The organism is Pseudomonas sp. Kh14 (genome assembly GCF_900291005.1).
Lineage (GTDB): Bacteria > Pseudomonadota > Gammaproteobacteria > Pseudomonadales > Pseudomonadaceae > Aquipseudomonas > Aquipseudomonas alloputida.
This window is the reverse complement of record NZ_OLKJ01000032.1, coordinates 31,475-50,279: the sequence shown is the minus strand read 5'-3', so window position 1 is coordinate 50,279 and position 18,805 is coordinate 31,475. Positions and strand designations below refer to the sequence as shown.

15 protein-coding genes and 1 pseudogene are annotated in these 18,805 nt (G+C 62.4%); 6 read left to right on the top strand and 10 right to left on the bottom strand.

Annotated features, from left to right (window positions below):
• Window positions 1-773: 773 nt before the first annotated feature.
• On the top strand, window positions 774-1,520 hold the full coding sequence (locus FQ668_RS16755; protein WP_026031821.1) for an SDR family oxidoreductase: 747 nt from the start codon (window positions 774-776) through the stop codon (window positions 1,518-1,520).
• Between the two features lie 7 nt (window positions 1,521-1,527).
• Here FQ668_RS16755 and FQ668_RS16750 read toward each other — a convergent pair whose 3' ends face one another.
• From FQ668_RS16750 to FQ668_RS16730, 5 genes and pseudogenes are all read right to left on the bottom strand, one after another.
• Entirely contained in the window at window positions 1,528-3,594 is a 2,067-nt protein-coding gene (locus FQ668_RS16750; RefSeq protein WP_019436977.1) for a PAS domain-containing protein, read from the bottom strand.
• Between the two features lie 61 nt (window positions 3,595-3,655).
• A pseudogene (locus tag FQ668_RS16745) lies at window positions 3,656-5,315 on the bottom strand (ATP-binding protein).
• A gap of 57 nt (window positions 5,316-5,372) precedes the next feature.
• Window positions 5,373-6,782 carry a GntR family transcriptional regulator MpaR gene (mapR, locus tag FQ668_RS16740; RefSeq protein WP_003247831.1) on the bottom strand — a complete coding sequence of 470 codons (1,410 nt, stop codon included), beginning with the start codon at window positions 6,780-6,782 and terminating at the stop codon, window positions 5,373-5,375.
• A 50-nt stretch (window positions 6,783-6,832) separates the two neighbouring features.
• Entirely contained in the window at window positions 6,833-8,236 is a 1,404-nt protein-coding gene (gene ccoG, locus FQ668_RS16735) for a cytochrome c oxidase accessory protein CcoG (RefSeq protein WP_019436979.1), read from the bottom strand.
• 121 nt (window positions 8,237-8,357) lie between these two features.
• A complete protein-coding gene (locus tag FQ668_RS16730) occupies window positions 8,358-8,597 on the bottom strand; it encodes a DUF3203 family protein (RefSeq protein ID WP_014590732.1) in 240 nt (79 codons plus the stop codon).
• Between the two features lie 169 nt (window positions 8,598-8,766).
• Between FQ668_RS16730 and FQ668_RS16725 the strand changes: the two genes are divergently transcribed.
• Window positions 8,767-9,285 carry an MgtC/SapB family protein gene (locus FQ668_RS16725; protein ID WP_014590733.1) on the top strand — a complete coding sequence of 173 codons (519 nt, stop codon included), beginning with the start codon at window positions 8,767-8,769 and terminating at the stop codon, window positions 9,283-9,285.
• Window positions 9,286-9,818: 533 nt separating this feature from the next.
• On the opposite strand, the gene FQ668_RS16720 is transcribed toward FQ668_RS16725, so the two are convergent.
• From FQ668_RS16720 to FQ668_RS16710, 3 genes are all read right to left on the bottom strand, one after another.
• Window positions 9,819-10,718 carry a hydroxymethylglutaryl-CoA lyase gene (locus FQ668_RS16720; protein ID WP_019436980.1) on the bottom strand — a complete coding sequence of 300 codons (900 nt, stop codon included), beginning with the start codon at window positions 10,716-10,718 and terminating at the stop codon, window positions 9,819-9,821.
• 19 nt (window positions 10,719-10,737) lie between these two features.
• Complete coding sequence (locus FQ668_RS16715; protein WP_003247847.1) at window positions 10,738-11,136, bottom strand: MerR family DNA-binding transcriptional regulator; 399 nt, start codon at window positions 11,134-11,136, stop codon at window positions 10,738-10,740.
• Window positions 11,137-11,211: 75 nt separating this feature from the next.
• Window positions 11,212-12,090: a helix-turn-helix domain-containing protein gene (locus FQ668_RS16710; RefSeq protein ID WP_019436981.1), complete on the bottom strand. Its 879-nt coding sequence runs from the start codon at window positions 12,088-12,090 to the stop codon at window positions 11,212-11,214.
• Between the two features lie 172 nt (window positions 12,091-12,262).
• Here FQ668_RS16710 and pobA point away from each other — a divergent pair, with 172 nt between their 5' ends.
• The 3 genes from pobA to FQ668_RS16695 all read left to right on the top strand — a co-directional run bounded on the left by pobA (window position 12,263) and on the right by FQ668_RS16695 (window position 16,317).
• A complete protein-coding gene (gene pobA, locus FQ668_RS16705; protein ID WP_019436982.1) occupies window positions 12,263-13,450 on the top strand; it encodes a 4-hydroxybenzoate 3-monooxygenase in 1,188 nt (395 codons plus the stop codon).
• A 150-nt stretch (window positions 13,451-13,600) separates the two neighbouring features.
• Complete coding sequence (ggt, locus tag FQ668_RS16700; protein ID WP_019436983.1) at window positions 13,601-15,391, top strand: gamma-glutamyltransferase; 1,791 nt, start codon at window positions 13,601-13,603, stop codon at window positions 15,389-15,391.
• Window positions 15,392-15,435: 44 nt separating this feature from the next.
• Complete coding sequence (locus tag FQ668_RS16695; RefSeq protein WP_014590738.1) at window positions 15,436-16,317, top strand: LysR substrate-binding domain-containing protein; 882 nt, start codon at window positions 15,436-15,438, stop codon at window positions 16,315-16,317.
• A 67-nt stretch (window positions 16,318-16,384) separates the two neighbouring features.
• On the opposite strand, the gene FQ668_RS16690 is transcribed toward FQ668_RS16695, so the two are convergent.
• Window positions 16,385-17,437: an ornithine cyclodeaminase gene (locus tag FQ668_RS16690; protein ID WP_019436984.1), complete on the bottom strand. Its 1,053-nt coding sequence runs from the start codon at window positions 17,435-17,437 to the stop codon at window positions 16,385-16,387.
• 187 nt (window positions 17,438-17,624) lie between these two features.
• On the opposite strand from FQ668_RS16690, the gene FQ668_RS16685 reads away from it, so the two are divergent.
• Window positions 17,625-18,047 carry an Lrp/AsnC family transcriptional regulator gene (locus tag FQ668_RS16685; RefSeq protein ID WP_010954389.1) on the top strand — a complete coding sequence of 141 codons (423 nt, stop codon included), beginning with the start codon at window positions 17,625-17,627 and terminating at the stop codon, window positions 18,045-18,047.
• Window positions 18,048-18,129: 82 nt separating this feature from the next.
• On the opposite strand, the gene FQ668_RS16680 is transcribed toward FQ668_RS16685, so the two are convergent.
• Window positions 18,130-18,729 carry an START domain-containing protein gene (locus tag FQ668_RS16680; RefSeq protein WP_019436985.1) on the bottom strand — a complete coding sequence of 200 codons (600 nt, stop codon included), beginning with the start codon at window positions 18,727-18,729 and terminating at the stop codon, window positions 18,130-18,132.
• Between the last annotated feature and the right edge of the window lie 76 nt (window positions 18,730-18,805).

Here is an 18,805-nt window from a genome sequence, read left to right as displayed (position 1 = left end):
AGGGAGGTGACGGGCATGGATGCCCGTCAAGCGCTGAGGCCCCATGGATGGGGCCTGCAGCGCGTACTCCCGGGAGCAAGACCGTAGCGAGGGAACCCCGGAGCGGAGCGTAGGGGCCGGATGATAGGAGCCAGCGTTTTTTGGTTACTTTTTGTCGCGTTTGACAAAAAGTGACCCGCCGTAAGGGCGGAAAGGTGACTATGCGCCACTTGCGTGAATGAATACCTACTCGATGTGAATGCCCACATCCAAGAAGCAAGAAGCAAGAAGCGAACTTGTCTGTTTTGACTCAGCGAACAGTCCATTTGCGATGGCGACGCTGACTCACCTTTTCGCCCTTACGGCGAGTCACTTTTTGTCAAACGCGACAAAAAGTAACCAAAAAACGCTGCGCTCCCATCATCCGGCCCCTGCGCTACGCTCCGGGGTTCCCTCNTCAAACGCGACAAAAAGTAACCAAAAAACGCTGCGCTCCCATCATCCGGCCCCTGCGCTACGCTCCGGGGTTCCCTCACTCCGGCCTTGCTCCCGGCAGGACCGCGCCGAAGGCCCCATCCTGGGGCCTCAGCGCTTGACGGGCATCCATGCCCGTCACCTGCCTCCGCAAGGCCTGCGTTCGGCCTCCTGAAGTCGCGAAGATCAAGATCAAGATCAAAAGCCAGATCAACAGCCACATCAACAGCAGAGGGTTGGCTGTGCTGATCTTCGTCATTCCAACGCAGCGCCATTTCGCCTATTGTCGATGCTCCCTTCCCAAAACCATTGGCAAATCCATGGAGAACGTCATTGTCATCACCGGCGGCAGCCGCGGTATCGGCGCCGCCACTGCGCTGCTGGCCGCCCGCCAGGGCTACCGCATCTGCATCAACTATCACGCCGATGACCAGGCCGCCGAAGCCATCCTCAGCCAGGTCCGCGCCCTGGGCGCCGAGGCCATCGCGGTGCGCGCCGACGTCAGCGTCGAAGATGAAATCATCCAGCTGTTCCTGCGCGTCGACGATGAGCTCGGCCCGGTCACCGCACTGGTCAACAACGCCGGCACCATCGGCCAGCAGAGCAGGGTCGAGGACATGTCCGAGTTCCGTCTGCTGAACGTCATGAAGACCAACGTCGTCGGCCCCATGCTCTGCGCCAAGCACGCCCTGCTGCGCATGGCACGCCGGCATGGCGGGCAAGGCGGGGCCATCGTCAACGTATCATCGGTCGCCGCACGCCTGGGTTCGCCCAACGAATATGTCGACTATGCCGCCTCCAAGGGCGCGCTCGACACCTTCACCATCGGCCTGGCCAAAGAAGTGGCAGGCGAGGGCGTGCGCGTCAATGGCGTACGACCAGGCTATATCCATACCGGTTTCCATGCGCTTTCGGGCGACCCGGACCGCGTCAGCAAGCTTGAATCTGGCTTGCCCATGGGCCGAGGAGGGTATCCCGAGGAAGTGGCCCAGGCCATCCTCTGGTTGCTTTCGGACAAAGCTTCCTATGCCACCGGCAGCTTCATCGACCTGGGCGGCGGGCGCTGAGCGCCCGTCAAGGTTCCAGCAGCTCGCGAACCCGCTCTGCCAGTGCTTCCAGTTCGAACGGCTTGGTCAACACCAACGTACCTTGCAGCGGTTGGCCGTCGCTGAGCGCCGCGCTCTCATCGTAGCCGGTGATCAACAGCACCTTGAGGTCCGGGTAGCGCTCACGGCAGCGTTCGGCTAACTGGCGGCCATTCAGGCCGCCAGGCAGGCCGACATCGCTCAGCAGCAAGTCTGGCCGTTCGCCGCCTTGCAGGTGGGTGAGGGCAGACGGACCGTTCTCGAAGGCGTCCACCCGATAGCCCAGCTCTTCCAACACTTCGCCAATCACCAGACGCAAGGCAGTCTGGTCTTCAACCAACAGAATGCGTTTTGCACTCTCGCTGCTTCTTCGCAAGGGCGCGCGCGGAGCTTTGCTGATTGGCGCCTGGGCTTGCTCGTGGTGGCGGGGTAACAGCAGCTCGATGCGGGTACCCTCGCCAGGCACCGACAGCACCCGTAATTGCCCACCCGACTGGCGCACGAAGCCATAGGTCATGGACAGACCCAGGCCGGTGCCCTGGCCCATCGGCTTGGTGGTGAAGAACGGCTCGACAGCGCGCTCGACAACTTCGGCCGACATGCCGCTACCGTTGTCGACGACGCTCAGCCGCACGAACTCGCTGGCCGGCAGTTCCAGTGCCACGGCCTGCTTGTCGTCAAGCTGCAGGTTGTCGCCAATGATCTCGATCACACCACCGGCAGGCATGGCATCGCGCGCGTTGATGCATAAGTTGAGCAAGGCGCTTTCCAGTTGGGGAGGGTCGATGAAGGTCGGCCACAGCTGGCTGGCGAAGCGGCTGCTCAGGGTAATCGCCGGGCCGATGGTGCGGCGCAGCAGGTCTTCCATGCCGGCCACCAAGGTGGCCACTTGCGTGGAGCAGGGTTGCAGGGTCTGCTGGCGGGAGAACGCCAGCAGCCGGTGCACCAGCGAAGAGGCCCGCTGCGCCGCGCTGCTGGACAGCTCCAGCAAAGGCGCCAGGGCGTCGAAGCGTGACTGCTCCAGGCGTTGCCGCATCAGCTCCTGGGCGCCCAGGATGCCGCCCAGCAAATTGTTGAAGTCGTGGGCTATGCCGCCACTGAGCTGGCCTACGGCTTCCATCTTCTGTGCCTGGCGCAGCGCCGCTTCTGCCTTGGCCAAGCGTTCCTGCTCTTGCACGCGCTCACTGATGTCATAGGCGAACAGAAACGCGCCATGTACCTCGCCTTCTGGGTCGCGCAAGGCGTTGAAGCGCAACTCATAATGGCGCAGCGCGGGGGGCTTGCCGAAGGTGCCGATCTCGATGAACTGCTCGCCTGCCAGGGCGCGCTGCCACATCGGCAGAACAGGCGTCTGGCCGGCGGCGCCATCCTCGAACAATCCGGGCAGGTAGTCGCCGATTTCGGGTGTCCTCCCGTACAGCAGGTGGAAGTCATGCCTGGCTTGGCGATTGACAGCCAGCCAGCGCAGGTCCTTGTCGACCACATGCACATTGACCACACTGTGATCGACCAGCTCGGCAAACAAGCGGCGCTCCGCCAGCGCTGCATTCACCCTTTGTTCAAGCTCTTCGTTCAGGCGCTGCAGAGCCTGCTCTGCACGCCGGCGTTCGGTCACATCCTTGAACAACACTGCTACCTGACGTTTCTCGGCAGGTTCTATGCGAAACGTGGTCACCGACAGCACGTGGCCCGTGGCAATCAGTTCCTGCTCGAAGTGCAGCGGTTCGCCGGTGCGAAGCACCGCGCCATAGCGGGCCACCCAGTCATCCGCCTCATCGGGCACCATCTCGCGCAGTTTTTGCCCGACCACGTTAGGGATGCCGGCGTGTTTGGCATAGGCTGCGTTGGCCAGCACATGCACGTAGTCACTCAGGGGGCCATGAGGGCCATCGAAGAACTCGATGATGCAGAAGCCTTCGTCCATGGTGTCGAACAGTGAGCGATAGAAGTCCTGGTCGTGCGCCTGGTTGCTTGCAAGCCGTTGCTCCAGCAGTGTGTTCTGTCGCTGGAGGTCTTCGACTTGTTGGCGCAGTGAGTTCAGATCACTAGAAGACATGCCTGCGTCCGGCAAATGAAAGTGATGACTTTAACGTGTTCACCTGTAGGCGAATAGCCGCTCAGTGCGACTGGGCGGTGCTCCCCAGCAGCCGTTCAAGCGCCTGGGCAAGTGTTTGAAGATCGAATGGCTTGGCCAGCAGTTCTGTGCGCTGGTCGGGCCACGCTTTTGCCGTACTGTGCGCAGCGTCAGGGCCGGTAATCAGCAGCACCGCTGCATGTGGTGCAATACTTCGACAGGCTTGCGCGAGTCGGTGCCCATCGATACCCCCTGGCAGGCAGACATCGGTGATCAGCAAGTCCGGCGCTGGGGCTTCCTGCAAGGCCTTGAAGGCCTGGCGGCCATCTTCGAATGCCTGAACTTCATGGCCCTGATCTATCAATACCTCCAGCATGACCAGGCGCAGGGCCGGCTCGTCTTCCACCAGCATCACCTTGCACACGCGCCGCTGATGTGAGACCGCAGGGGCAGGCCCCTCGACGTCGGGGCTGGGTGAAGCGGCGTCTATGCTTTCATCGTGGGGGAGATACAGGTTGATGACCGTACCCTGGCCAGGTGCGCTATCGATGACCAGCTGGCCACCGGATTGCCGCACAAAGCCGTAGACCATGGACAACCCAAGGCCAGTGCCCTGGCCGAGCGGCTTGGTGGTGAAGAAGGGCTCAAGGGCGCGCTGCATCACTGCTTTGGACATGCCCATGCCGGTGTCTTCAACGCGGATACGCAGAAACCGGCCAGCGGCCAGGCCCAGCTGTCTGGCTTCGGCGCCTTGCACTTCGACATTGGCGCAACCGATGCTCAAGGTGCCGCCAAGCGGCATGGCGTCACGGGCGTTGATGCACAGGTTGAGCAGCGCGCTTTCCAGTTGCTGTGTCTATTCGGATAGGCCATAGTCCGGCATGTGTCTGGTCGTGGTAGTCGACATAGGGGCCGGTGGAGCTGCTGATCAGGTCGTGCATACCGGCCACCAGTTGCTGCACATCGACCCGTTGCGGGACCAGCGTCTGCTGCCGTGAGAATGCCAGCAAGCGCTGCACCAAGGCTGCGGCGCGTTGCGCATTATGCCGGCTGATTTCAAGCAGCTGCGCAGTATCCGTCAGCTGTTGCTGCACCAGACGTTGCCCGGCCAGTTCCAGGGCGCCAAGGATGCTGGCCAGCAGGTTGTTGAAATCATGGGCAATCCCGCCGGTCAACTGGCCGACCGCCTCCATTTTCTGCGCCTGGCGCAGTGCTTCTTCGGCCTGCTGCAGGCGCTCCTGTTCGGTCACGCGCTGCGTGATGTCATAGGCGAACAGGTAGCCGCCCTGAATTCGCTGCTGAGCATCGAGCCACGGGTGGTAGCGAATTTCGTAGTGGCGTGGTGCGTCGTCCAGCCCGAAGGTGACGGTGTCGATGAACGCTTCCCCTGCCAGTATGCGCGGCCATATCGGGGCCAGGCGGCCCATGATGTCGGGTTGATCGGTCAGGAACTGGGGTACGTAGTCGCCAATCTGCGGTACGAAGCCTCGGTAACGTTTGAAGGTTTCGCGCGCCGTGCGATTGATGGCCAACAGGCGCATCCTGCGGTCGGCAGCAAACACGTTGGCCACGCTGTTGTCGAGCAGTTCTCCAAGCAGCCTGTCATGCGCCTGAACGCTATCTTCGCGCTCTGCCAGGCGTGCTTCCAGTTCTGCGACACGCGCCTGCAACTGGGCAAAGGACGCAAGCGTATCTGGCGACATGACGAGGGCCTGATGATCGGATCGAGCAACTATAGTCGCCCCTCGGGCCCCCGGCTATCAGAACGAGCGAATGATCCGCCCGAGGGTTTCCATGGCCTGTTCGGCGCCGTCATGCCAGGGGCTGCCGTAGTTCAGGCGGATGCAATTGCCAAAGCGTCGGGTGGGCGAAAAGATTGGCCCAGGGGCGATGCTGATGCCTTGGGCCAGGGCCATGTGGAACAGCTTGAGGGCGTCCATCTGCTCGGGCAGTTCCAGCCACAGGAAGTAGCCGCCGGAGGGCTGGCTGACCCGTGTCTGCGCCGGGAAGTGGCGGGCGATGGCTGCCAGCATGTTGGCTTGCTGGCCCTCCAGCGCGTAGCGCAGCTTGCGCAGGTGGCGGTCGTAGCCGCCGTGTTGCAGGTAGTCGGCGATGGCCGCCTGGGCCGGCATGGAGGCACAAAGGGAGGTCATCAGTTTCAACCGCTCGATCTTCTGCGCAAAGCGCCCGGCGGCCACCCAGCCAATGCGATAGCCCGGTGCCAGGCTTTTGGCGAACGAGCCGCAGTGCATGACCAGGCCCTGGGTGTCGAAGGCCTTGGCGGGTTTGGGCGCCTGTTGCGAGTAGTACAGCTCGGCGTACACGTCGTCTTCGATCAACGGCACCTGATGGCGCGCCAGCAACTCCACCAGGGCCTGTTTCTTGGCCTCCGGCATGCTTGCACCTACCGGGTTCTGGAAGTTGGTCATGCACCACACGGCCTTTACCGGGTGCTTTTCCAGGGTCTGCGCCAGCACCCCCAGGTCCATGCCCTCACGCGGATGCACGGGGATTTCCACGGCCTTGAGTTTGAGCCGCTCCAGCACCTGCAGGCAGGCATAGAAAGCCGGGGCCTCGATGGCGACCAGGTCGCCCGGCTGGGTCACGGCCTGCAGGCACAGGTTCAGGGCCTCCAGTGCGCCGTTGGTGATCAACAGCTCTTCCATCGGCAGCATCAGCCCACCGACCATGTAGCGCAGGGCGATCTGCCGGCGCAGCTGCGGGTTGCCGGGGGACAGATCGGTCACCACCATGCGCGGGTCCATGCTGCGGCTGGCACTGGCCAGTGAGCGTGACAGGCGTTGCAGCGGGAACAGCTCAGGGCTGGGAAAGGCTGAGCCGAAGGCAATGGTGTTGGGGTCCTTGATCGAGTCGAGGATCGAAAATACCAAGGCGCTAACGTCGACATCGGTAGACTCGCTCACCGGCTGCAGCGCCTGCGGCTCGCTGAACTGGCGCGGGACGTGGGCATTGACGAAATACCCGGAGCGCGGCCGGGCGCGGATCAGCCCGCGCCGTTCCAGCAGGTAATAGGCCTGGAAAACGGTGGACGGGCTGACCCCATGGGTCTGGCTGGCGTAGCGCACGGACGGTACGCGCTGGCCGGGGCCCAGCACCCCGGAGCGGATCAGTTCGGCAATGTCATCGGCGAAGCGTTCGTAGCGTTTCATTCTGGCCTTCTGTCCAAGCCTGGCAGGCACGGTGGCGTGAGTGTAAGGGATCAGCGGTTCATGGGGGCGACGAAGCGACTGTGCGCGACGCTGCGGATAGCGGGGTCGTCTCGCTCGCTGATTTCAAAGCTCAGCGTCTGCGAGCTGCTGGTCGGGCGCTCGGCGAGCATCGCCACCGACACCGGCAGTTCGCTCATTTCGCCAGCAGGGATGACCAGTGCGTTATTGCCCTGCAGGGAGAAACCGTCAGCGTCCAGCAGGCGCAATTGATAGTGCTGGGTACGTTCGGTCTTGTTGATGACCTTGAGCAGGTAAATGTTCTCGATCTGGCCTTGGGCGTTTTCGCGGAACAGGCCGCGGTCCTTGATCACATCCAGCGATACCATCGGGCGCATCTGCAGGGCCACCACCAGTGCCCCGATCATGACCAGCAGAGCGGCAGCGTAGCCCAACAGGCGCGGGCGCAGCCAGTGAGTGGTACCGCCTTGCAGGCTGTGCTCGGACTTGTAGCCAATCAGGCCGCGGGCGTAACCCATCTTGTCCATTACCCCATCACAGGCGTCGATGCACGCGGCGCAGCCGATGCAAGCCATCTGCAAGCCATCACGGATGTCGATGCCGGTGGGGCACACCTGCACGCACAGGGTGCAATCGATGCAGTCGCCCAGTCCCTGGGCACCGACGTCACTGCCTTTCTTGCGCGGACCACGGGCCTCGCCACGACGCGGGTCGTAAGCGACCGCCAGGGTGTCCTTGTCGAACATCACGCTCTGGAAGCGCGCATACGGGCACATGTGCAGGCACACCGCTTCACGCAGCAGGCCGGCGTTGATGTAGGTAGCGGCCGTGAAGAACAGCACCCAGAACAGTGCCACACCGCCCAGTTGCAAGGTGAGCAATTCTGTGGCCAGTGGCCGGATCGGGGTGAAGTAGCCGACGAAGGTCAGGCCCGTGAGCACGCCAATGGCCAACCACAGGCTGTGCTTGAGCGTGCGACGGGCCAGTTTGTTCAGGCTCCAGGGCGCCGCGGCCAGCTTGATGCGCTGGTTGCGGTCCCCCTCGGTAACCTTTTCGCACCACATGAATAGCCAGGTCCAGGTACTTTGTGGGCAACTGTAACCGCACCAGACGCGCCCGGCGTAGACGGTGATGGCGAACAGGCCAAAGGCACAGATGATCAGCAGCGCCGACAGCAGGATGAAATCCTGTGGCCAGAAGGTGGCGCCGAAGATGTGGAACTTGCTGTTGCCCAGGTCCCACAGTACGGCCTGGCGGCCGTTCCAGTTCAGCCAGGCCGTGCCGAAGAACAGCACGAACAGGGCGCCGGCAAAGCCGATGCGCAGGTTACGGTAAAGCCCGGTAAAGCTGCGAGTATGGATGCCGCTGTCGGTGCGTCGCGCTTGGATGCTGGCTGGGGCGGTGGCGATCTCTGTAAAAGGGATTCTATCGTTCATGGTTCGGTGCTCATCAGGCCTCGATCAGGCATGAGCACTATGGCGCTGAAGCTGTTATCAGCACAGGTTCAGGTTTTACGATAAAAACCATATCAGATTTGCCGCATACCCTCGCCAGGCCTCATATCACCGAGCCTGGCGCGCTGGCCTTCAGATGCCTGCGGCTATCCACCGCACCCGCCACGGTCAGTGCATCGGCCTCGGTTTCGGTAATGGGCACGCGTTGGCCGGCCAGTATGGCCACCGACATGCGCAACTGCTCGTCGGTGATGATCTCGATGTCCGGGCCTTCGCCCTCGATGCGCAGGTCTTCACCGATCAGCGTGCAGCGGCGGGTGGTTTCGTCGATTTCAATGGGCATGGTGGGGTCCTCCCGGGGTGATTACAGGGTGGACCACGGCCAGGGGCCAGTTGCTGCATCAGCAAGCTGAGCGGCACTTTGCAGTACGTGTGACGGTCAACCTTGCATAGGGCAGGCCTGCCGACGTGGCAGGCGGATTCATAAAGCTCAAGCAAGGGAAACAACTGCGATGGACGTCATCTGGCAAGCAATCCAGGCGGAATTCGCCGATGTCACCGATGAGCGCGAGGTCACGCAAATCCTTGTGCGCTTGCTGATGGCTGCTGTGCTCGGCGCAGTACTGGGCTTCGAGCGCGAACACAAGGGCAAGTCTGCCGGGGTGCGTACCCATATGCTGGTGTCGCTGGGGGCCGCCCTGTTCGTTCTGTCGCCCAGTATGGCGGGGTCCGACGAACAGGCACTCAGTCGGGTGATCCAAGGCATCGTTGCCGGTATCGGTTTTCTCGGTGCGGGTACCATTCTGAAGGGTAACGGCCAGGACACCAGCCATGTGAAGGGCCTGACGACCGCTGCCGGGCTATGGATGACAGCTGCCATCGGTACGGCGGCTGGCATGGGACGCGAAGCCACGGCGCTGATCAGCACGGTACTGGCCCTGCTGGTACTGGGCACGATGCCGTTGCTGGTGGAGAAGGTCGAAGGGCAGGATGAGGAGAAGCAGAAGGAGGAAGAGGGCAGGAAGCACTGAGGGGAGCCGAAGCTCCCCTCAAAGAGTTGTTGCCTGCTCTTTTTTTATTATTGGGACCGGCCTATTGTTGTTTTTGTCGGCTTGTCCTGGTGTTGCGGGCGACCCCCATGCGGGGTCAAGAGCAAACGTATTTTTTTGAGCGCTGACCTGCTTTCATCATTGCTGATCCGAACCTGGCTGCCGCTACCTTGAGGTAGTTTTTATTGTTCTGTGCCAGACCGCGGGGCGAACCCCTGAAAAGCGTGTCGACTCCAAAAAAATCTGCTTGCTACGCCTCTGCCGTGTTGTTCTTGTTATGTCAGAGCCGTTACCTGTTGTTTTTATTGGGTATCGCGTTTTTTTTGTTGTTGTACCAGAGATATAGCAGGGTGCGTGCCAACTTTTGAAAACCCTTTAAAATCAATGAGTTAAGAATTTTGGTCGACACCACCCAGCCTGAAATTCTGCCGATTTGTTTCCCTGTTACCCGATTTTTTGCTGTGAAATGTGCGGGAGGTAACACTTCACCCACACCAATGTGACACCCGTGTGACCTAGCGTGCGCTGAACGCCCGTGCTACCCGCGACCCGTTGTCGCGGCCCAGCACGTCGCTGATGCGCTGGCCGGCGGCTATCAGCCGGCCCAGGTCGATGCCGGTTTCAATGCCGAGCCCCTGCAGCAGGTACACAATATCCTCGGTGGCGATATTGCCAGTAGCCCCCTTGGCGTAAGGGCAGCCGCCCAGCCCGGCTACCGAGCTGTCGAATACGCTGATGCCTTCGAGCAGGCTGGCATAGACGTTGGCCAAGGCCTGGCCGTAAGTGTCATGGAAGTGTCCGGCCAACTGCTCGCGCGGTACCTGGGCCGACACCACCTCGAACAGGCGTCGGGTGTCGCCTGCGGTACCGGTGCCGATGGTGTCACCCAGCGAGACCTCGTAGCAGCCCATGTCGTGCAGGGCGCGGGCTACCGGGGCCACCTGCTCGGCGCTGACCTTGCCCTCGTAAGGGCAGCCAAGCACACACGACACATACCCGCGCACGCGCACGCCGTGGCTGCGCGCAGCGTCCATGATGGGTTCGAAGCGCTTGAGGCTTTCGCTGATCGAGCAATTGATATTGCGTTGCGAGAACGCTTCGGAGGCTGCAGCGAACACCGCTACTTCCTTCACCCCGGCAGCCAGGGCGTCCTCGAAGCCACGCAGGTTCGGCGCCAGTGCGGCATAAGTCACGCCGGGGCGCTGCTGGATGCCGGCGAATACCTCGGCAGAGCCGGCCATCTGTGGCACCCACTTGGGTGACACGAAACTGCCCACTTCTATATAGGTCAGGCCCGCTTCGGTGAGGTCGTTGACCAGGCGTACCTTGTCGGCGACGCTGATGGGCTGGGCTTCGTTCTGCAGGCCGTCGCGGGGGCCGACTTCGACCAGGCGGACGTGTTTGGGCAAGGACATGGCGGGTTTCCTGTGGCGTTCAGCGGTTGTCTTTGTTGTTCAGGGTGGCGGCCAGGGCTTGTTCGCAGCGTTCCTGGGCGGTGTCCAGTTCCAGTTGCATCTGGTGAATGTCCAGCATCTGCTGCTCCAGCTGGGCGCGGCGCTCGGCGATCTTCGCCAGCATGCTGTTGAGCTGTTTGAGGTTGCCGCTGGTGGGGTCGTACAGTTCGATCAGCTCGCGGCACTCGGCCAGGGAAAAGCCGATGCGCTTGCCGCGCAGGATGAGCTTCAGGCTGACCTTGTCGCGCGGTGAGTAGATACGTTCCAAGCCACGACGCTCAGGGCTGAGCAGGCCCTGTTCTTCGTAGAAGCGGATAGCGCGGGTGGTGATGTCCAGTTCGCGGGACAGGTCGGAGATGCTGTAGGTCTGAGTGCTCATGCTCGGGCTCGGCGTGGGGTATGCGGATATCCTGAGGGCAGGTTGACGTATACGTCAAGAAGAGGCCGCCAAGGATTATTCCGACAACCCTGATCTGCGATACCCATTGGGCGTTTGCCCACTCAAGCGCTTGAACCACCGGGCGAAGTAGGTCGGGTCGGTAAACCCCAGGCTATCCGACAACTGCCCGATGCTCATCCGCGTGTAGATCAGGTTGCGCCGCGCCTCCAGCAACAACCGCTGGTGCACCACCTGCAACGCAGTCTGGCCACTCAGCGCCCGGCACAGCTGGTTCAGTTGCAAGCTCGGAACGTTAAGCCGCGCGGCAAAGTCTTCAACCGACAGATGTTCGCGGTAATGCGCTTCGACCAAGCGCAAGTATTGCCCCAGCAACTGCCGGTCACGTTCATCACGGTTACGCGGTGCCTGCCCTTGCTGCTGACGGCGGCTGATCCACACAATCAGCGCGGTCACCAACGCTTCCAGCATCGCTGCGCGTGCCGGGGCGTTGCCTTGGTACTCCCGCTGCAAGGTGTCGACCAGGCTGCGCAGGTGCACGCGGTCAGGGCCCAACGGATAACACGCAGGTTGTGCCAGCACCGTCAGTGGCGCGCCCAACCGCTGTTCCAGGTTCGCTACTAGGGCAGTACCAAAGGTCAGGACATAGCCCTGGATATCGGCGCTGAAGCGAAAGCCATGCACGGTCATCGGTGGCACGACCTGGATCGCCGCTTCGCCGATGGCACTGCGCACCCCCTCGATCGCCACCTGGGCCTGGCCACGCTGTACATACAGCAGCTGGAACAGCTCGGCATGCTGGTGCGGTTTGATCTCCCAGTGATGCAACCGGCTGCGTGCCGGGATCGATTCGCAGTGCAGCAGGTCGGTGCCGGGCCAGGCCTGATTTTCGCCATACAGCTTGAACAACGGGACGCCGGGGAGGGTGGATTTCATCAGGGCTGACCTGTCCGTTAATCGAACGCTTTTCGTAAAAGTGCAGGTTTTTTATGGAATAGCACACTTAAGCGGCTTTTTTTGCCATTAAAAATGCAATGGCAAACCCTAACAGCAGATGCCGCCCCGCTGCCAGTCCTGGGCCGGTATCGTCCGAACAGAGACAACAACAATGAAAACTCAGGTTGCAATTATTGGTGCAGGTCCGTCTGGCCTGCTGCTGGGCCAACTGCTGCACAAGGCCGGTATCGATAACATCATCGTCGAACGCCAGACCGCCGAGTACGTACTAGGCCGCATTCGCGCCGGCGTGCTGGAGCAAGGCACGGTCGACCTGCTGCGCGAGGCCGGCGTGGCCGAGCGCATGGACCGTGAAGGCCTGGTGCACGAGGGGGTCGAGCTGCTGGTTGGCGGGCGCCGTCAACGCCTGGACCTCAAGGCGCTGACCGGTGGCAAGACGGTGATGGTCTACGGCCAGACCGAAGTCACCCGTGACCTGATGCAGGCCCGCGAAGCCAGTGGTGCGCCGATCATTTATTCAGCCGCCAACGTTCAGCCGCATGAATTGAAAGGCGAGAAGCCCTACCTGACGTTCGAAAAGGATGGCCGGGTGCAGCGGGTTGACTGCGACTATATCGCCGGCTGCGACGGCTTCCACGGCATCTCGCGGCAGAGCATTCCGGAGGGCGTGCTGAAGCAGTATGAGCGGGTTTACCCGTTTGGCTGGCTGGGCCTGCTGTCGGACACACCGCCGGTCAATCACGAGCTGATCTACGCCCACCATGCGCGCGGTTTCGCGCTGTGTAGCCAACGCTCGCAAACACGCAGCCGCTACTACCTGCAGGTACCTTTGCAGGATCGTGTCGAGGAGTGGTCTGACGAGCGTTTCTGGGACGAACTGAAAGCCCGTTTGCCCGCCGAGGTGGCGGCGGACTTGGTCACAGGCCCCGCGTTGGAAAAAAGCATTGCGCCGCTGCGCAGCCTGGTGGTCGAACCCATGCAGTATGGCCACCTGTTCCTGGTGGGTGACGCTGCGCACATCGTCCCACCCACCGGTGCCAAAGGCCTTAACCTGGCGGCCTCGGACGTCAACTACCTGTACCGCATTCTGGTCAAGGTGTACCACGAAGGGCGCGTCGACCTGCTTGCGCAATACTCGCCGCTGGCCCTGCGCCGCGTGTGGAAGGGCGAGCGCTTCAGCTGGTTCATGACCCAACTGCTGCATGACTTCGGAAGCCACAAGGATGCCTGGGACCAGAAGATGCAGGAAGCTGACCGCGAGTACTTCCTGACCTCGCCGGCGGGCCTGGCGAACATTGCCGAGAACTATGTGGGGCTGCCGTTCGAAGAAGTGACCTGATCTGTCATTGCGCATACCTGGCACTCACGCAGAGAGCAAGGGCTGCATTGGTCAGCGAATGGCTTGCCGGTAATTACAGCAAGGCTTGAAGTCGAGACTGGGTATGACCGACAGTGCTTCGCTGAACAGGTGATGGCAGGATGCATGACGATGAAATACCCCACCCCGCTGATCGGCGCTCTGTGCCTGCTGGTTACCAGTAACTGGGCCGGTGCCGACCAGGTATTGCCCGCCCCACCGGAACTGGCCTCCGGCTACCGCAGCGGTTTGCAGCCGGTGCCCGCCAGCCGGCACATGGTCGCCGCAGCCAACCCGTTGGCCAGTGAAGCGGGGCGGGCGATGTTGCGTGCCGGCGGCAGTGCGATTGACGCCGCCATCGCCATGCAAATGGTGTTGACACTGGTCGAGCCGCAGTCCAGTGGCATCGGTGGCGGGGCGTTCATCCTGTACTGGGATGGCAAGCGCGTGCAGGCATTCGACGGGCGTGAGGCCGCACCTGCGGCGGTGACGGAAAAACTGTTCCTGCAAGCCGATGGCACACCCATGCCGTTCCGGGTGGCGCAGATCGGTGGGCGTTCGGTGGGTGTGCCCGGGGTGCTGCGTGCCCTGAAACAGGCCCACGAGCAGCACGGCAAGTTGCCCTGGCACACCCTGTTCGCCCCGGCCATCGCCTTGGCACGCAACGGCTTCGCGGTTTCCGAGCGCCTGCACACGCTACTGGCCGGGGACCCCTATATTGCCCGCTCACCCGCAATGGCCCGTTACTTCCTGGATGAACAGGGTAGGCCGCTGGCCGTGGGTACGATCCTGCGCAACCCTGAGCTGGCACATACCTTGGAGCAGATCGCCGCTCAGGGGCCCGAGGTGTTCTACAGCGGTGAAATTGCCGAAGCCATCGTCGCCAAGGTGCGTGGCCATGCCAATGCCGGGTATCTGTCGTTGCAGGACTTGCAGCAGTACCAGGCCAAGGAGCGCGAGCCGTTGTGCGGCCCCTACAAGGCCTGGCAAATATGCGGCATGCCGCCACCGTCTTCGGGTGGGGTGACCGTGCTGCAGACCTTGGGCCTGCTCGAAGCCGTGCAGCGCACCGCGCCGCAACGCGACCTGGCAGCGCTGCGACCGTTGGCCACCTCGTCCCCCGCCCGCCTGGAGGCCCCGCCGTTGGCCGTGCACCTGATCGCCGAGGCCGAGCGCCTGGCCTACGCCGACCGCGCTCAGTACCTGGCCGACAGCGACTACGTGCCCGTCCCGGTCAAGGCCCTGACCGATTCTGCTTATCTGGCCAGCCGCGCGGCGCTGATCGGCGAGCACAGCATGAAGCGCGCCCACCCGGGTCAGCCGCAAGGAGCGGACCTGGCGCTTGCGCCCGACCGCTCGCCACTGCGCATCTCCACCTCTCACCTCAGTGCGGTGGATGACAGCGGCCAGGCCCTGGCCATGACCACCTCGGTGGAGGCCGCATTTGGTTCGCACCTGATGGTCAAGGGCTTCCTGCTCAACAATCAGCTGACCGACTTCTCGTTCATCCCCCACGAGCACGGCAAGCCGGTGGCCAATCGGGTGCAGCCGGACAAACGGCCGCTGTCGGCCATGGCGCCAACATTGGTGTTCTCGCGTGCCACGGGCGAGTTTGTCGCGAGCCTCGGTTCGCCGGGTGGTTCGCAGATCATCGGTTACGTGAACAAGGCACTGATCGGCCTGCTGGATTGGCAGCTCGACCCCCAGCAGGCCGCCGGTCTGCCCAACTTCGGCAGCCGCAATGCCGGCACCGAAGTGGAAGCAGGGCTGAGCAGCCCGGCGCTGATCCGCCAGTTGGCAGCCTGGGGCCATGAGGTGACACCGATGACCATGACCAGCGGCATGCAGATCATCCAGCGCAGCGGCGAGGGTTGGTCAGGCGGTGCCGATCCTCGGCGGGAAGGAGTGGCCCTCGGTGACTAGCCGTGATAGAACGCAGACTTGCCATTCAGTAGTTGAATACCAAGATGTCTATCAGCGTTAAATCGAATAGGGCTCTGTTCGACCTCGACCTGCTGCGCGCCATTGTCGTGGTGGCAGACTGCGGCAGCTTTACCACCGCTGCCGCGCGGCTGCATTCGACCCAGTCGACGATCAGCCAGAAGGTGCGCCGCCTGGAAGACATGGTCGGCCACCGCCTGCTGGTGCGGGGCAACCGTGACGTGCTGCCGACCGACGCCGGGCAGACCTTGCTCGGCTATGCCCGGCACATGCTGGCCCTGAACGACCAGATGCTTGAAGCCCTGGCCGGGGCGATGGTGGGCACCACGGTACGCCTTGGCGTGCCCGAGGACTTCGTTGGCGGGCGTACCACCAATGCGCTGTCGGCATTCAGCCGGCTGCACCCACAGGTGAAGCTCGAAGTGACCAGTGGCTTGTGCCGTGACCTGAGCCAGGCCTACGACAATGGCGAACTTGACCTGGTGCTGCTCAAGCAGCGGCGCAACAGCCGTGAGGGCGTGGCCTGTTGGCCAGAGCGTCTGCAGTGGATCGACAGCGCGCGCACGCCCGCCTTCGAGCTGGACCCGATCCCATTGGTCACCTTTCCGCCGCGCGGCCTGTACCGCGAGGACATGATCAACGCCATCGAAGGCATGGGGCGGCGCTGGCGCATCAGCTTTACCAGTTCCAGCCTCAGTGGCATCCAGGCTGCGGTCGCCGATGGCATGGGTATCAGCCTGCTGCCACCCAGGGCGGCCACCGGCGAGCACAGGGTGCTGGGGGGCGGGCAAGGGCTGCCGGAGGTCGACAGCTATGAGATCGTCATCGTGCATCGGCCGACGGCGGATGTGATGGTCAAGGCGTTGGCTGAGGTGATGACGCAGTTGCTGGCGGGCGGTGGGATCTGACGATCTGTGGGCGATGCGCTTGCACATGAAACAAAGCCCACACACTTTCGTCCAGCCCGATTCAATGTCAGGCAACCCGTCGGATGCGCCTTTTGCCAGCGCGGCCTCGGGTGTGGCTGAACAGGTCTTTCGGGTCGTCCTCAACCCACGGCACCAGGTCGATCCTGGCACCCATCCCGCGCTTTTCGGCTTGCTGTAGTACGTACTGTAGTACGGTGTAGTCTTCGAGGGCGAAGCCCACCGAATCGAACACAGTGACCTGGCTGTCGCTTTGGCGGCCCTCCGTTTCTCCGCAGAGTACGCGCCACAGGTCGACCACCGGAAAGTCCGCTGGCAGCTGCTGGATCTCACCTTCGATACGGGTTTGTGGTTCGTACTCGACGAACACCCGCGCGTTGCGCAGCACATCGGCGTGCAGCTCGGTCTTGCCTGGGCAGTCACCGCCCACGGCGTTCAGGTGCATACCAGGCTCCAGCATGTCGGGGGTAATGATGGTGGCGTAGGCCTTGTCGGCCGTCACCGTGGTGATGATGTCCACGCCTTTCACTGCCTCGGCTACCGAGCTGGCCCGGCGGATGGTCAAGCCGCTGTATTCCTTGAGGTTGGCGATAAGCTTGGCGGTGGCCAGCGGGTCGGTGTCGTAGGCGACGATTTCTTCGATGCCCAGATGCTTGTGGAAGGCCAGGGCCTGGAATTCACTTTGCGCGCCGTTGCCGATCAGCGCCATCTTGCGCGCGTTCGGGCGGGCCAGTGCCTGGGCTGCCATTAGCGAAGTCGCTGCGGTGCGCAGGGCGGTGGCGATGGTCAGTTCGGACAGCAGCACCGGGTAACCGGTGTCGACATCGGCCAGCACACCGAAGGCCATCACCGTATGCAGGTCGCGTGCAGTGTTGGCCGGGTGGCCGTTGACGTATTTGAAGGCATAGCGGCTTTTGTCGGCGACCGGCATCAGTTCGATCACGCCCACTTCCGAGTGGCTGGCAACGCGCGCGGACTTGTCAAACGCCTGCCAGCGTTTGAAATCGTTCCGCAGGGCAGCGGCAAGCTCGCCAATAAACGGCGCTACGCCAATGTCATGCACCAAGTCCGACATGGTTGGAACATCAATGAAATACGTCATGCTCTTGCACCTTGTTATTGTGCGCTTGCCCAGCAGTGCGGGGTAAGCGCTTGGGATTATCGAAGTGAAGCCGCATGAACATTTTGATGACAGGTTGCGTCAATCGGAAGCATGCAGGTTGTCAGTTTTGTCAGGCTTCTGGACAATCTGCTAACCCAACGTAGCAATCTGATTATTTGGCAGGCTTATGGACACGATCGATCGGGAACTGATTGCACTGTTGCGGGACAACGCACGTACCCCTGTGCTGACCCTCGCGAAGAAGCTGAAGGTGGCCAGGGCAACGGTGCACAACCGCATCACCCGGCTTGAAGAACAAGGTGTGATCATCGGTTACACGGTACGTTTGCGCTCCGATGCGCTGGACCAGGGGGTGCGGGCAATCACCAGCATCGGCATCAGCGGCCACCATGCCGCAGAGGTCAAGCACGCGCTGCGCGGGCATCCCAATGTAGTGGCCATCCACACCACCAATGGCCGCTGGGACCTGATGGCAGAGCTGCGCGCCGACACCCTCGAAGCGTTCGACCGGGCGCTGAACGCCATCCGCTCGATCCCGCATATCGAGAACACCGAGACCAGCATCCTGCTTTCGACCTACAAGATGTGACCGCTGAGCCAGGCCTTTTGCCAGGTGTACTGCATAAAAGGCTGCCGGCCCTGCTGCAGTCGGTCTGCGGCCTGCCGGCACTTCAAGGTTGGCGCTCAGCCACCGCGCGCAACGTACGCAGCGTGACCACCGCTGTATCCACCATGAACCGGTTGGCCAGCCAACTCGGCACATCCCCGGCAGGGGCGGCCTGCAACTGGTAGGTCACCTCGGTCACCCGTTCACCCAGCGGCTTCATCCGCCACTTGCCACTCAGGTGCCGTACCCGGATCAGTCCGTCAACGTTGGGGATCCTGTCGGGCTCGGCGCTCAGGTGACGCACCAGGGTACCGTCGGCCAGGCGTTCGCTGGTCACTTTCAGCACGATGTCCCGCGGCCTCGTCGGCCATGGTGGGTTGGTGGTCAGGTATATCCAGGTGCTGTCACCTTCCACATCCAGCAGCCGCATCTGGTCACAGGCGTACAGCCACTTGCAGGCTACGCGCAGGTTATCCTGCAGGCCAGTGAGCGTGCGCACGCTGGCTTTCATGGTGCTGACACCACGAAACTGCTGGTAGGGCGAGGCGCTTGGGTCTTTCAGGTACACGCGAATGCCTTCGCGGTCGTAGGCCAGATTCCAGCCATTGGTGGCCAGGGCAGAGGTGCACAGCAGCAAGGTCGCAATCAGCAGGCAGCGGTTCATGGCCGGTACCCTGCAAGGGTGGGTATTTCAGTATGCGCGGCAAACAGAAAGCCCGCCAGGCTGGCGGGCTTGCGGG